Origin of the sequence: Acinetobacter sp. SK-43 (assembly GCF_015351505.1) — a bacterium.
Taxonomy (GTDB): Bacteria; Pseudomonadota; Gammaproteobacteria; order Pseudomonadales; family Moraxellaceae; genus Acinetobacter; species Acinetobacter junii.
The window spans coordinates 26071-39772 of the sequence record NZ_JADKPY010000002.1; the positions used below are offsets into that span (position 1 = coordinate 26071).

Genomic DNA, 13702 nt, shown 5'->3' on the forward strand with positions numbered 1-13702 from the left:
TCAGTTTTATCATTATTCGCATTTTTTTGTGTCAGTGCGTAAAAAAGCCATCATTCGATGGCTTTATAAACAAAAAATCTTAACGCCATTTCACGGCTTGAATCTCTTCAGTTTTTTTATTGTCCTTTTCATCGCTTGCACAACCACATCCACCACCACATCCAACAACCATTTTAGGTTTCAATCGTAGTGCTAAGCGTTGCCAACCAAAATGTTGACATACATTCGACAAAGACATGAACATAGCATTTGCGGTTTGAGGAAATACCTTTTTAAAGACAACTATGGCACTCCAACCGACCAAAACCGCAATAATCAGATACTCAAACATATGCAGCTCCTATCTAGCCCCAAATTCGCGAAGCGATTTGGTAAGTAAAGAAAGACATCAAATAAGCCAAACCAAATAAATATGCGGTCATCACAGCCACATGTTTCCAAGAACCTGTTTCTCTACGCACCGTTGCCAAAGTTGCTAAACAATGTGGTGCATAAACAAACCACACCAGCAAAGACAGCCCTGTAGCTAAAGACCAACCTGTTCCATCTGCACTAATTAAATGAGCCAAGCCTTGGGCAACAGCATCATCATCAGCTCCTGATAAGGCATATACTGTACCCAGTGCAGCAACAACCACTTCACGTGCTGCCATCGCTGGAATAAGTGCAATGCATATCTGCCAGTTGAATCCAACTGGGGCAAAAATAGGCTGCATTAAATGCCCCAACATACCAGCAAAACTATAATCAATCGTAGGTTGAGTGGCACCTTCAGGCGCTTGTGGGAAAGTACATAAAAACCAAAGTAAAATCGAAAGCGCGAAGATAATTCCACCCACGCGTTTTAAGAAGATTTTTCCACGATCCAATAAACCAATGCCGACACTTTTTAAATCGGGGATACGATAGCTTGGCAACTCCAATAAAAGCGCATGTTGTGATTTATCTTTTTGCAAAAATTTCATCACAAATGAAACACATAATGCGCTAACAATACCGGCCATATATAGACCAAACAGCACTAAACCTTGAAGATTAAAGATTCCCCAAACGGTCTGAGCTGGAATAAAAGCTGCAATCAATAAAGCATAGACAGGTAGACGAGCTGAACAAGTCATTAATGGTGCGACCATAATCGTCGTGAAACGATCACGGGGATCACTAATACTTCGAGTAGCCATAATACCTGGAACAGCGCAAGCAAAACTTGAAAGCAATGGAATAAACGCACGACCACTCAAACCTGCTTTAAACATCAATTTATCAAGCAAGAACGCAGCACGAGGTAGATATCCAGATTCTTCTAAGACTAAAATGAAGAAGAACAGGATCAGAATTTGTGGCAAAAACACCACTACGCCACCAGCACCTGCAATAATTCCATCAACCACTAAACTTTGTAAAAGTGGCTGACTGATATGGGCACCTAATGTTTCACCAAGCCATCCAAAGAATGTTTCAATTCCATCCATAAATGGTGCCGCCCAAGCGAATACAGCTTGGAAAACGATGAACATCATCACCGCTAGACTGAGCAAACCCAACACTGGATGCAAGAAGATTTTATCAAGGAAATCTGTACGCTTATCTTCCTGATCTACGAAATTCACGACATCTTTGAAAATGGTTTCAATTTTCTGATGATGCTCACCAGTCAAACCACTCAGTTCGGTCTGCGGAACGGTATATTTCCCTTGATCAAGTGCATGTAATAAATTTTCGATTCCTGAATTACGTACAGCAACCGTCTCAACCACAGGTACACCTAAACGTTGAGATAATTTTTGTGTATTGATTTGAATACCACGACGACGTGCTTCATCCATCATATTCAAAACTACGAGGATCGGACGACCAAGCTCAATAATTTCTAATACGAGACCAAGATGTAGTTTTAAGTTCGTCGCATCTACCACACACAAGAAAGCGTCTTGCTGACCTTCCTCAGCTATTTTACCTTGGCAGACGTCACGGGTAATTGCTTCATCGGGACTAGTTGCTTGTAAACTATAAGTTCCTGGCAAATCTAGAACACGAACATTTTTACCTGATGGCAGCTGAAAATGTCCGACTTTACGTTCAACCGTAACACCCGCATAGTTTGCTACTTTTTGACGAGTACCAGTTAAATGATTGAATAAAGATGTTTTACCGCAGTTTGGATTTCCCACAAGGGCAACACGAAGTGCATCACTCATGTAGGTGCTCCTTCCAGCTGAATTTCAATTTTATCGGCTTCAGATTTGCGCAGAGCAAAACGGGTAAAACCTATTTGGATTAGAATCGGGTCACCACCAAAAACACCTTTGGTAATCACTTGAACTTGTGCGCCAGGCACAAAACCCAAACTCTCAAGACGTATCGCTACCAGATCTGGTTCATCATTATCATTCACTAGGCGATTCACTTGCGTGATTTTCGCTGTTTGTTTGACTTTTAATGCTGACAATCGCACCGTTTCTAACCCATAACTCTTTTGCACGTAGTATACAAGCAAATGAGAATAATTACCAAAAGCAATCTCAGTGGCATTTAGTCTTTTCACAGATCGACAACAAATACTTTTTCTTTTACAGTGCAATAGATGAAAGGATTTAAGCTGTTATGTTAAATAAAAAACCTCGTATTCCTGCTGCTGTAAAAATCCCTGAACATTTAAGTTTTTTACATGGATTTCGTGATTATTTAGTTGCACAAACAGTAAGTCCGCATACTCGTAATGCCTATTTGTCTGATTTAATTCAATGTAGTGACTTGCACGACACAGTGGTACTTACTGAGTGGTCAAGTGATGATATTGCCGATGTCCTGATCGCGCTGACCAAACATGGCAAAAGCCCACGCTCCATTGCTCGGTGTTTATCAGCTTTACGGCAATTTTTTAAATTTCTCAGAGAACAAAAACTTAGAGATGATAATCCTGTTGCGACACATCAATCCCCAAAGATTGGTCGAGCATTACCCAAAGATTTATCAGAGCATGATGTTGAAGCACTGATAAATGCACCAGATATCAGTACCGCTTTGGGTTTACGTGATCGAGCCATGCTTGAAGTTTTATATGCTTGTGGTCTACGTGTTACAGAACTACTGAATTTACGTTTAGAGTTAATAAATTTAAAACAAGGCTTCTTACGTATTACAGGTAAAGGAAATAAAGAGCGTCTTGTCCCGCTAGGTCAATACGCATGTGAATGGGTCGAGAAATACTTATCAGAATCCCGTCCACAGCTTTATAAAAGTAATACTGATTATTTATTTCTTACCCAACATGGCGGAATCATGAGTCGGCAAAACTTTTGGTACGCGATCAAACGCTATGCTTTACAGGCCAATATATCCGCAGAATTATCCCCGCATACCCTGAGACATGCGTTTGCAACACATTTACTCAATCACGGCGCTGATCTGCGTGTAGTACAAATGCTACTCGGTCATAGCGATCTTTCAACCACACAAATTTATACGCATGTCGCTCAACATCGAATGCAAGAGCTGCATAGCAAACATCATCCAAGAGGTTAAACCGACCGTTTATCTATGACGCATTCAACAAGTTGATTGAGTTCACAAAGCTTAAGCAAGATTTAACGAAGTCAGATGTTTTTTTTGCTATGCTTAGACCCTTAATACAAATGAATACGTAGAAAAAAGGTTCTTTATGGTATTTACTCGGTCTAAGCTTGCACTTGCTTGTGCATTAGCATCAACTTTATTAGTTAGTGCCTGCTCAAAAGAAAATTCAGCGCAAAAACAAGATGCTCTTACAGCAACAGCGCCTGCTACGGGTGAAGCATCAACCTTAAGTGAACGAAACGCGCAACAACGTTTAGTCTCAACCTTAGAAAAGCATCTTAAAACTGCAAATATCAACGCTAAAATTATTGCAGTTAAAAAAACAGAAGTTCCTAATCTATTCTGGGTGAGTCTAGAAGGCATGGGTTCTGTTTATGCCACTAGTGATGGTCAATATATCATCCAAGGCGATGTGATCCGTTTAGGCGACAAACAGCTACAAAATGTTAGCGAAGCTCTGCAAGCTACAGAAAATAAAAAACATTTAGCAGCACTCAAAACTGAAGATTTAATTGTTTACCCAGCGGAAGGCGGTAAAGCTAAGCATGTGATTTATGTCTTTACCGATTCAAGCTGCCCGTACTGTCACAAGCTGCATGAACATTTACCTGAAATTAATGCCAAAGGTATTGAAGTTCGTTATATCGCATGGCCACGTGGTGAGCAGTTTATGCCTACGATGCAAGCAATTTGGTGCAGTGAAGATCGCAAAGCTGCATTTGATCAAGCATCACAAGGTCTTCCTGTTGCTGCAGCAGAATGTAAAAACCCTGTACGTGATCAATATCAGTTAGGTTTAAACATGGGCGTTAATGGCACACCAGCAATTTATAACGTTGACGGTGAATATCTTGGTGGATATATGACACCAGAAGAAATCATTAAACGACTCGAAAAATAAATCCTCACAGCAACTCCACAAAGCGACTTGGGCGACAGATTAAAGATGATCTTAGCCCTAGTGTCTGCGCACTTTTTTAGCTATGATCAAGCTTCATTAAAATGATTGAATAAAATGGAGTGTGACGTGAAACCAGTTCGTCTGGCGATACTCGGTCTTGGTACTGTAGGTGGTGGAGCCCTTAAATTATTACAAGAAAATGCTGCTGAAATTAAACGCCGTACTGGTCGAGAAATTCAAATTACACACGTAGGCACCCGCCGTCCACGTCCAGATCTACAACTCGAAGGCATTAAACAAAGCTCAGATCTCATGGAGATTGTGCGACAACCTGATGTTGATGTAGTCGTTGAAGTCATGGGTGGCATTCATCCTGCTTATGAAGTCATCATGGAAGCCATTAAGCATGGCAAGCAAGTTGTTACCGCAAACAAAGCTTTACTCGCAGAACATGGTAATGAGCTATTCAAAGCAGCAGAAGACAATGCCGTGCAAATTGCTTATGAAGCGGCTGTTGCTGGTGGTATCCCAATTATTAAAGTCATCCGTGAAGGTTTAGCAGCTAACCATATCGAATGGCTTGCAGGCATCATCAACGGTACAGGTAACTTCATTCTGACTGAAATGCGTGAAAAAGGTCGTGCATTTGATGATGTTCTCAAAGAAGCTCAAGAGCTTGGCTATGCTGAAGCAGATCCGACATTTGATGTTGAAGGGATTGATGCTGCACACAAACTGACAATTCTGGCATCTTGTGCGTTTGGTATTCCACTTCAATTCGATAAGGTTTATACCGAAGGCATTAGTAAAATCACAGCTCAAGATGTGAAATATGCTGAAGAACTTGGCTTCCGTATCAAACATTTAGGTATTGCGCGTCGTGCTGAAAAAGGTATTGAGTTACGCGTACACCCAACTTTGATTCCTGCTGAAGAATTGATCGCAAACGTGAATGGCGTAAAAAATGCGGTACTTGTTCAAGCAAATGCGGTGGGTCCAACTTTGTATTATGGTGCTGGTGCAGGCGCTGGTCCTACAGCTTCCGCAGTCGTAGCAGATGTGATTGATATTGTTCGAGATATCTCATACACCGAAGATGGTGCTGGAACAATCCCTCAACTTGCATTCGAAGCGCTTACAAATGTACCAATCCTAAGCCGTGAAGAAATGACAACGGGATATTACATTCGTTTAAATGCAGAAGACCAAACTGGTGTGCTCGCTGATGTCACTAGCATTCTCAGCCGTTCAGGTATTAGTATTGATGCGATCATGCAACAATCTCGCCTTAAAGACCTCATTCCAATCGTGATTTTGACTGATCCAATTGTTGAATCAAAAATGGATGAAGCTCTTGCTCAAATTCAAGCATTACCAGCTATTCGTGGCGAAATCGTAAGAATTCGTTTAGAATCGCTCGATAGTTAATCAGGTTGAGGGAAAATGCCTTCCCTCACCCCGCTCTACCTCATATTGGAACACCATCATGTCGAATGCCAATCGTTATACTGGTCTTGTAGATCGTTATCGTGACCGTTTACCTGTGTCTGCAACTACACGTGCAATTTCTTTAGGCGAAGGAAATACTCCTCTTATTAAACTTGAGAACATTCCACGTATTATTGGCAAAGACGTTGAAATCTATGTGAAGTACGAAGGTCTTAACCCAACAGGTTCATTCAAAGACCGTGGTATGACGATGGCTGTAACCAAAGCAGTTGAAGAAGGCTCGAAGGCAATTATCTGTGCATCAACAGGGAATACTTCAGCTGCAGCAGCGGCATATGCAGCACGTGCAGGAATCAAAGCATTCGTTTTGATTCCTGAAGGCAAAATTGCAATGGGTAAAATGGCTCAAGCAATGATGTACGGTGCAATCACCATGCAAATCCGCGGTAACTTCGATGACGGTATGCGTCTAGTGAAAGAAGTGGCAGATCAAGCGCCTGTGACTATCGTAAACTCAATCAACCCTTACCGTTTGCAAGGTCAAAAAACCATTGCGTACGAAATTGTTGAAGCTCTAGGGCGTGCACCTGACTACCACTGTTTACCAGTAGGTAATGCAGGGAATATCACTGCACACTGGATGGGGTATACAGAAGCAGTTGCCAATCAACCTGCTGATCAGTTCGAACAAGTCATCTATGATGCCGCAACAGATCAATTCACGGGTCCTAAACCTGAAGGCTTACCAACGATGGTTGGTTATCAAGCTTCTGGCGCAGCGCCATTCTTACGTGGTGCTCCAGTGGAAAGTCCAGAAACCGTTGCAACGGCTATTCGTATTGGTAATCCACAAAGCTGGAATCATGCAAAAGCAGTTGTACGTGATTCGAAAGGTTGGTTCGATGAACTTCAAGATAGCGAAATTCTTGAAGCTCAACGCTTACTTTCTATGTATGAAGGTGTTTTCGTAGAGCCAGCTTCTGCTGCTTCTATCGGTGGTGCTATTCGTGACATCAAAGCAGGTAAAATTGCTGAAGGTTCTGTGATCGTATGTACTGTGACAGGTAACGGTTTGAAAGATCCAGATACAGCAATCAAACAATGTGCGGATGCTGTGATGTTATCCATCGATGCAACGATGGATCAAGTTAAAGATTCTATTCTTTCAAATATGTAAGAATAAATTTTTAGTAATAAAAAACCAGTTGCTTGCAACTGGTTTTTTATTACCTAGAACATGATTTTATTCTTCATATTCATAATCTTCATCATAGCTATATTGTTTCGCTAAGTCTTTTTCAATTTTTTGAATTTCTTCTAGACTAATTTCCTTAATTTCAAACAAAGGCTGCTTCAATAGCGAATTCACAGCATACAATGCTTCATCTTGCCAAGCATCAATGACAAGGGTTTGTTTTGCTTCATCATAACTTAAACCAGATTGTGTACTAATCATTGCTTGCAATAAAATCGGTTGAGCTGAAAGTTCATCTAAGCTACCTTTTAGTTCAATTGCTGAATAATCATAATCAGCAAAAATATGCTCAACTTTAGATTTAAAAGCATCTAAATTTTCTGAATATATTAAACCCGCAAAGCATTCATCATGTTCCTCAACCCATTGTTGTTTTTTTACAGACCATAAACCATAAAACTTGACTTGATTTTCGAATTCAACCAATTGGAATTTTTGCATTCCAGCAAGCTGAATAAATTCAAAGGTATCATCATCACTTAAACTTGCAGGTAATACATCGTCAGAAATATCCCCTTCTTCGCAAATATGTTCACCACAACGCGAATATACGAAATCATCTAATTGTTGCAATAATGCTTCATCAGTATCAAAAAGAGATTCAACTTCATATAACGCAAAATCACGTGCTCCATCTATCTCAAGTTTTTTATAAGCTAATTCAGCCTGTTGCTTATTATCAAAAACATTCGCAATACGATTGCCAGCTACGTAGAAAACTTCATCGTTATAACCAAAATACTTGGCACGAATCACATATGTGCTCATTTTATTCCCCTAAAAATATATCGTTAAGTCGTTTGTTTTATTTGATGTAATGCTTGCGCACTCAGAGGAATTGCCATCCCATTGTCCATCCACAATTCAAAATGCATCGCATTAAAAAAATCAGCAGGGCTATAACGAATATTTCCCAAACTAGGCAATGATCCCAATCGAGGTAAGATATCAAAAATAAACCAGCTATTATGTGTCAGTAATAAAGAATGTAATTTACCCGTCTGTGCTAATGGCGATAACATCATTTGCGAAATTGTTTTATCCTTTACATAGTTAAGATGTAATTGTTCTAAATGTTGTTCAAAGTTTTGGGGTAATTGCTTTACATCTATCGCATTTACAAAATCATGTAAGGTCGGAATAAAACGCTGTTGATAGTCCACTAACAAATGATCACGCTCACACAAATCTTTAACATCAACAGATTTGCCTGTACTCGTCACTAGACTATGCCCAAAGATCGGCACTACAACTGAGTTTATTCCCCATAAAGTATGCAAAACTCGGTGTCGTGCATCACTGCATAAGCTTTTGGTACTATCTATAAAAGCATGAATTTCATAGTAGTCTTCAGGCTCCCCACCCCAACGTTTTGCGGAAATCCGAGCATGTTGCATCGCATTCATGATTGAATGTCATCATTTATTGTAGTGAACAAATATTACTCTATTTTTGATTTATTAATACATATAATTATTTGATAAAAGACAAGTTATGTCGTCTTTCTCTGATTTTTTAAAGACATAAAAAAGCTCTTCATAAAGAAGAGCTTTTAACAATCCAATGCTACTAAATACGTTTTGGTAGGGTAGCCACCCAATTTAATAGATTAGTCGCATCATTTGTACGTGCTTGAGAAGTTGAAGCCCCGAGCAATACGACAACAGCTGGACGAGAATTAACTGTGGTGTGCATCACTACACAACGTCCTGCCTCATTGATATAACCTGTTTTTGATAAGTTAATATTCCAACCACCATTACGTACTAATGCATTGGTATTATTAGACTTCAAAACACGATAGCCTAAATTAAAATCGTAAGTAGGTGTTGTTGAGAACTGACGAATCAAACCATATTGAGATGCAGCACTCACCAAAATACCTAAATCTCTTGCTGATGAAACATTATGTGGATCAAGGCCTGTAGATTCAGCATAACGCGTTGATGTCATACCTAGTTGTCTTGCTTTAGCATTCATCGCAGCCACAAACGCTGAACGACCGCCTGGATATGTACGAGCTAAAGCAGCAGCAGCAGGATTCTCAGATTTCATCAATGCGAAAAGCAGTAGTTCTGCACGATTCATCGTATCCCCGGCACGCAATGTAGAACTTGAGTTCTTACCACCAGCACCAGCGAAATCGATTTGTTGTAAGGTGATCTCTTCCGACATGTCTAAACGAGCATCAGCTGTCACAACTGCGGTCATGACTTTAGTAATCGATGCAATTGGAACTGCTAAGCTACTATTTTTACTGTACAGTACTTCACCAGTTTGTGCATCCATGACTAATGCTGCACGTGCATTGACAGAGGGTTGATTGCTATACCCGAAAGTGTCACGTATTTGTACGTTCTTTTGAGGCGCCGTTGATGAAGTAATGGAAGCAGAGCCACTCCCTCGTAAAGTTGTCGTGACTGAAGTTGAACCTTGTGGGCTAATCTCAGTCTCATCATCTTCCAGAAATTGACTGACATCATTTGCAGACCAACTAATCGAAGCTGACGAACTGCCCGCACTCGGAGATACTGAATTATTATTCACTAATTCAGCAAAACTTGTTGAACTCCACGCCAACAAGATCGACATGCTTAACACATGCAAGACAGATTTTTTAGAATTTTTCACGACACAATACTCAACTCAGGACGCTGTACATTTGCGCTTACTATCATTATGCCTTACATTTGAACAAATCGGGTAAAGCTTTTGTAGACACAATTGTGTACAACTATTCTCTAATCACAAAGAATAGGATTGCTAATTTTGTCGTTTCATTGCAAGCTAATTTTGCTTTATGTAACAAAAAAACCAGTTTTTTGAAAAAAAGGAGGTCTTCTTGATCACTGTTCTCGTTGTTGATGATCATGAACTCGTACGCACAGGCATTTGCCGTATGTTAGAAGACCATCCAGATGTAGATGTTATTGGACAAGCTGAATCTGGCGAGGAAGCAATTGCATTGGTTCGTCAAAAAAACCCTCAAGTGGTGTTGCTTGATGTCAATATGCCAGGAATTGGTGGCGTTGAAACTACTCGCCGACTACTCCAGTCAGCACCAGATACAAAAGTGATTGCTGTCAGTGGTTTAGCAGAAGAACCCTACCCATCACTACTGCTCAAAGCTGGTGCTAAAGGTTATATTACCAAAGGTGCACCAATTTCAGAGATGGTTCGAGCGATCAATAAAGTCATGCAAGGTGGTAAATACTTCAGTGCTGATATTGCAGAGCAGTTAGCTAGCTCATATCTTTCAGATACTCAACAATCCCCATTTGATTCGCTTTCTGAACGTGAAATGCAAGTCGCGATGATGGTCGTTAACTGTATTAGTGCTCAGGAAATTGCCGATAAATTGTTTGTAAGCGTTAAAACTGTCAATACTTATCGTTATCGTATTTTTGAAAAACTGGGGATTGATAGTGATGTCAAACTCACACACTTAGCGATTCGATACGGTCTTATTAAACCTTAAGAAAAGTGATCACATATGCTGGGCAAAATAGCCTCTTCCGTCTCCCAAACTGTCTATAAGCTCGGTATTTGGTATAGTGGATATCGGCTGATTATCTCTATCAGCCTTTTGCTCATTTATCTATTAACGGCTGAGCAATTAGCCTCAGATTATGATTACCCTTTTTTATATTTCTATACACTGATTTGCTTTATTGCATTTAGTATTTTCCAGCTTTTTTTACTCAAAATACTTCCAGTACAAGTCACTAAACAGCTCATTTTAATTTTTCTTATTGATGTGATTTGTTTAGCGCTGATTACTTTCTCTGCGGGGGGGCCAAACTTACAATTAAGTTTGCTGTACGTAATCGTAATCTTTTCTTCTGCAATTCTACTAAACTCTCAGCTCTCGCTGATCGTGACACTTTTTGCTGTCATTATGGTGGTTTATCAACGTTTTATTGGCGATTTCTTTAACTACAATAACTTAAATCATTTAAGTAATAGTATCTTTCTCGCTTTTTTATTCTTTGTTGTGCATGCGATTGGACGTATTGCAGTACAACGTTTTAAAATTTTAGAGACGTTGACATTCCATCAATCCATAGAGATTCATCAACTTCAAAATATCAACCGCTACATCCTTGAACAGATTGAAGATGGTTATCTCGTTCTAGATGAAAGTAACCATATTGTTTTAAGTAATCCTGCTGCCAATACTTTACTTGGAATTAATGTACCTGTTTCTACTGAGAAAACACCTTTAATAAAATGGCAACCCGATCTTTTTGAGCTGATCAAATTTAGTGAGCTAAAAGATGGTGAGGAATTTAGTTTTGAATCACAACTTAGCCCATACACGGTCAATGTTCGAGTCAAACATTTAATTGTTCCTGAACAACCCCTATTCTTATTGATCCTGAAAGATGCCCAAAAACTTACTCAACAGGTTCAACAATTAAAATTGGCGGCTTTAGGACAACTTTCTGCAAGTATTGCACACGAAATCAGAAATCCACTTGCAGCTATTGTACAAGCCAATGAATTACTTAAGGGTAGCGATATCCATCAGCAAGACATGCTATCTCGAATGATTAGCAAACAGGCAAAAAGGATCGATAGCATCATTCAAGATACTCTGGGAATGGCACGTAATAAACCTACTGAACCACAAATTATTCAATTAACAGAGTTTTTTGAAACATTATTAAATGAAGATTTAGCAGATGTTAAATCTAAGATCCAACTCAGTTTGCCTGAAAATTTAGCAATCCTGTTTGATGAAAAACAATTAAGACAAGTGTTAATCAATCTTATTCGTAATGCTATAAGACACAATGCACCTGAAGCAGAATATATTGAAGTGAATATTCATCTAAATGATGGTCGCACCCGAATAGATGTGATTGATTTTGGTACAGGCGTTGCAAAAAGAGATATTTCTCAGTTATTCAAACCATTTTTTAGTACCGAAATTAAAGGAACTGGTTTAGGATTGTACTTGTCTCATAGTTTTTGTGAGGCAAATCATGCAAAGCTCAATTATATAGAGCAACAACAAGGAGCATGTTTCAGGATTGAATGCTCAAAAATTCATTGATTAAATTAGGTTTTTCGGGGAAATGGCAACTAAACAACCTCTCGTCTTACTCGTAGACGATGAAGAAGACTTGTGTCTTCTTATGCAAATGACGCTCGCACGTATGGGAATCAAAACTCATCTTGCATATCGTGTGGAGCAAGCCAAAAAATTCTTTACCGAGTTTCAGTACGATGCATGTCTAACCGATCTTAACCTTCCAGATGGAAATGGTCTTGATCTTGTCAAACATGTGACTCAAAACTATCCAAACACACCAATCGCTGTTCTTACTGCTTACGGAAATATGGACATTGCAATTGCAGCACTGAAAGCTGGGGCGTTTGACTTTGTTAGCAAACCAGTGAATCAGACACATCTTGATCAACTGATTCAAAAAGCTTTAAACCGCCCTCAACCCGAACAAGAGGCGGTAGAAACAGCCTTAGAAAACAAATTGCTGATTGGGCGTTCAGCTCCTATTCAGCAATTACGCATCGCTTTAAAAAAGATTGCCCGTTCACAAGCACCTGTTTTTATCACAGGTGAATCAGGAACAGGAAAAGAAGTTGTTGCGAACTTAGTTCATCGTTTAAGTAATCGCAGCGAAGGACCTTTCATTGCCATCAACTGTGGTGCTATTCCAACAGAATTAATGGAAAGCGAATTATTCGGTCATAAGAAAGGCAGCTTTACAGGTGCAACACAAGATAAACAAGGTCTTATCTTATCGGCACACGGTGGCAGCCTTTTTTTAGATGAAATTGCAGAACTTCCCTTAAATATGCAAGTAAAACTTTTACGTGCAGTACAAGAGAAAAAAATTCGTCCAGTTGGATCAGATCAAGAAATTGATGTGGATTTCCGTGTGATTAGTGCCAGCCACCAAGATTTAGAACTCTTGGTTCAGCAAGGTCGCTTTAGACAAGATTTATTCTTCCGCATTCATGTGATGGATATCGTATTGCCTCCACTTCGTGAACGTGGTCAAGATATCTTAATACTGGCAAATCATTTTATTCAAAAGATTAGCCAAGAATGGGAGTTACCTGTTAAATCCCTCACCACACGTGCAGAGCAATTCCTCTTGCAGCAATATTTTCCAGGTAACGTTCGCGAACTTCGAAACATTATTGAACGAGCAATCACTCTCAGTGATGATGAAACCATTGATTTGGCTCATTTGCAAACTGCACCTCTGCGTAGCTCAATCAGTATTCCTTCAAATGCTTATGTTCAGTCAGATGAAAGTGAAATAACGCTGCAAAGTGCGAGTCCAAACCCAAGCTCTAAAAAATTACCGCCAGAAGGTTTGGAACGCTATTTAGAAAATATTGAAAAAGAAGTGTTATTGAATGCTTTAAATCTGACCCACTGGAATCGAACGCTAGCAGCAAAAAAACTTGGAATGACCTTCCGATCTTTACGCTATCGTTTGAAAAAGTTTGGTTTAGATACTGAGGATGATGAGTAATCTCTGAAT

The 13702-nt window shown here is 39.6% G+C and carries 13 protein-coding genes; 7 read left to right on the plus strand and 6 right to left on the minus strand.

Features of this window, described 5'->3' with window-relative positions; all coding sequences use genetic code 11:
- Positions 1-79: 79 nt before the first annotated feature.
- From IRT38_RS01575 to IRT38_RS01585, 3 genes are read right to left on the minus strand one after another with little or no spacing between them, the layout of a single operon-like run.
- A complete protein-coding gene (locus tag IRT38_RS01575) occupies positions 80-331 on the minus strand; it encodes a DUF6587 family protein (RefSeq protein ID WP_004958521.1) in 252 nt (83 codons plus the stop codon).
- A gap of 13 nt (positions 332-344) precedes the next feature.
- A complete protein-coding gene (locus IRT38_RS01580; protein WP_194596783.1) occupies positions 345-2198 on the minus strand; it encodes a ferrous iron transporter B in 1854 nt (617 codons plus the stop codon).
- Positions 2195-2455, minus strand: coding sequence for a ferrous iron transport protein A (locus tag IRT38_RS01585; RefSeq protein ID WP_020899909.1), 261 nt, complete (start codon positions 2453-2455; stop codon positions 2195-2197). Before IRT38_RS01585 ends, IRT38_RS01580 begins: the two co-directional genes overlap by 4 nt.
- A gap of 149 nt (positions 2456-2604) precedes the next feature.
- On the opposite strand from IRT38_RS01585, the gene xerD reads away from it, so the two are divergent.
- The 4 genes from xerD to thrC all read left to right on the plus strand — a co-directional run bounded on the left by xerD (position 2605) and on the right by thrC (position 7103).
- Entirely contained in the window at positions 2605-3525 is a 921-nt protein-coding gene (gene xerD, locus IRT38_RS01590; RefSeq protein WP_004957351.1) for a site-specific tyrosine recombinase XerD, read from the plus strand.
- 136 nt (positions 3526-3661) lie between these two features.
- Positions 3662-4477, plus strand: coding sequence for a DsbC family protein (locus IRT38_RS01595; RefSeq protein ID WP_004917009.1), 816 nt, complete (start codon positions 3662-3664; stop codon positions 4475-4477).
- Between the two features lie 126 nt (positions 4478-4603).
- Positions 4604-5905, plus strand: a complete 1302-nt coding sequence (locus tag IRT38_RS01600; RefSeq protein ID WP_004917010.1) for a homoserine dehydrogenase — start codon at positions 4604-4606, stop codon at positions 5903-5905.
- 58 nt (positions 5906-5963) lie between these two features.
- Positions 5964-7103, plus strand: coding sequence for a threonine synthase (gene thrC / locus IRT38_RS01605; RefSeq protein ID WP_002048893.1), 1140 nt, complete (start codon positions 5964-5966; stop codon positions 7101-7103).
- 66 nt (positions 7104-7169) lie between these two features.
- Here thrC and IRT38_RS01610 read toward each other — a convergent pair whose 3' ends face one another.
- From IRT38_RS01610 to pbpG, 3 genes are all read right to left on the minus strand, one after another.
- Positions 7170-7949, minus strand: coding sequence for a hypothetical protein (locus IRT38_RS01610; protein WP_194596784.1), 780 nt, complete (start codon positions 7947-7949; stop codon positions 7170-7172).
- Positions 7950-7972: 23 nt separating this feature from the next.
- Positions 7973-8587 carry a DUF6915 family protein gene (locus IRT38_RS01615; RefSeq protein WP_151723039.1) on the minus strand — a complete coding sequence of 205 codons (615 nt, stop codon included), beginning with the start codon at positions 8585-8587 and terminating at the stop codon, positions 7973-7975.
- Positions 8588-8750: 163 nt separating this feature from the next.
- On the minus strand, positions 8751-9812 hold the full coding sequence (gene pbpG, locus IRT38_RS01620; RefSeq protein WP_004917016.1) for a D-alanyl-D-alanine endopeptidase PBP7/8: 1062 nt from the start codon (positions 9810-9812) through the stop codon (positions 8751-8753).
- Positions 9813-10023: 211 nt separating this feature from the next.
- On the opposite strand from pbpG, the gene IRT38_RS01625 reads away from it, so the two are divergent.
- Genes IRT38_RS01625 through IRT38_RS01635 form a run of 3 tightly spaced genes read left to right on the plus strand, consistent with a single transcriptional unit; the run spans position 10024 to position 13693 of the window.
- The gene (locus IRT38_RS01625; protein ID WP_194596785.1) at positions 10024-10659 is read left to right on the plus strand and encodes a response regulator; all 636 of its coding nucleotides are present in this window, start codon (positions 10024-10026) and stop codon (positions 10657-10659) included.
- A gap of 15 nt (positions 10660-10674) precedes the next feature.
- Positions 10675-12240 (plus strand): PAS domain-containing sensor histidine kinase, encoded by a 1566-nt coding sequence (locus IRT38_RS01630; protein WP_168154121.1) that lies wholly within the window; start codon positions 10675-10677, stop codon positions 12238-12240.
- Between the two features lie 22 nt (positions 12241-12262).
- Positions 12263-13693 (plus strand): sigma-54-dependent transcriptional regulator, encoded by a 1431-nt coding sequence (locus IRT38_RS01635; protein WP_004917021.1) that lies wholly within the window; start codon positions 12263-12265, stop codon positions 13691-13693.
- Positions 13694-13702: the final 9 nt, after the last annotated feature.

Excerpts from the sequence above, each read along its gene's own strand:
- IRT38_RS01595 (WP_004917009.1), top strand. The coding sequence starts at position 3,662 with ATGGTATTTACTCGGTCTAAGCTTGCACTTGCTTGTGCATTAGCATCA.
- IRT38_RS01635 (WP_004917021.1), top strand. The coding sequence starts at position 12,263 with ATGGCAACTAAACAACCTCTCGTCTTACTCGTAGACGATGAAGAAGAC.
- IRT38_RS01630 (WP_168154121.1), top strand. The coding sequence starts at position 10,675 with ATGCTGGGCAAAATAGCCTCTTCCGTCTCCCAAACTGTCTATAAGCTC.
- thrC (WP_002048893.1), top strand. The coding sequence starts at position 5,964 with ATGTCGAATGCCAATCGTTATACTGGTCTTGTAGATCGTTATCGTGAC.
- xerD (WP_004957351.1), top strand. The coding sequence starts at position 2,605 with ATGTTAAATAAAAAACCTCGTATTCCTGCTGCTGTAAAAATCCCTGAA.
- IRT38_RS01615 (WP_151723039.1), bottom strand. The coding sequence starts at position 8,587 with ATGAATGCGATGCAACATGCTCGGATTTCCGCAAAACGTTGGGGTGGG.
- IRT38_RS01580 (WP_194596783.1), bottom strand. The coding sequence starts at position 2,198 with ATGAGTGATGCACTTCGTGTTGCCCTTGTGGGAAATCCAAACTGCGGT.
- IRT38_RS01575 (WP_004958521.1), bottom strand. The coding sequence starts at position 331 with ATGTTTGAGTATCTGATTATTGCGGTTTTGGTCGGTTGGAGTGCCATA.
- IRT38_RS01610 (WP_194596784.1), bottom strand. The coding sequence starts at position 7,949 with ATGAGCACATATGTGATTCGTGCCAAGTATTTTGGTTATAACGATGAA.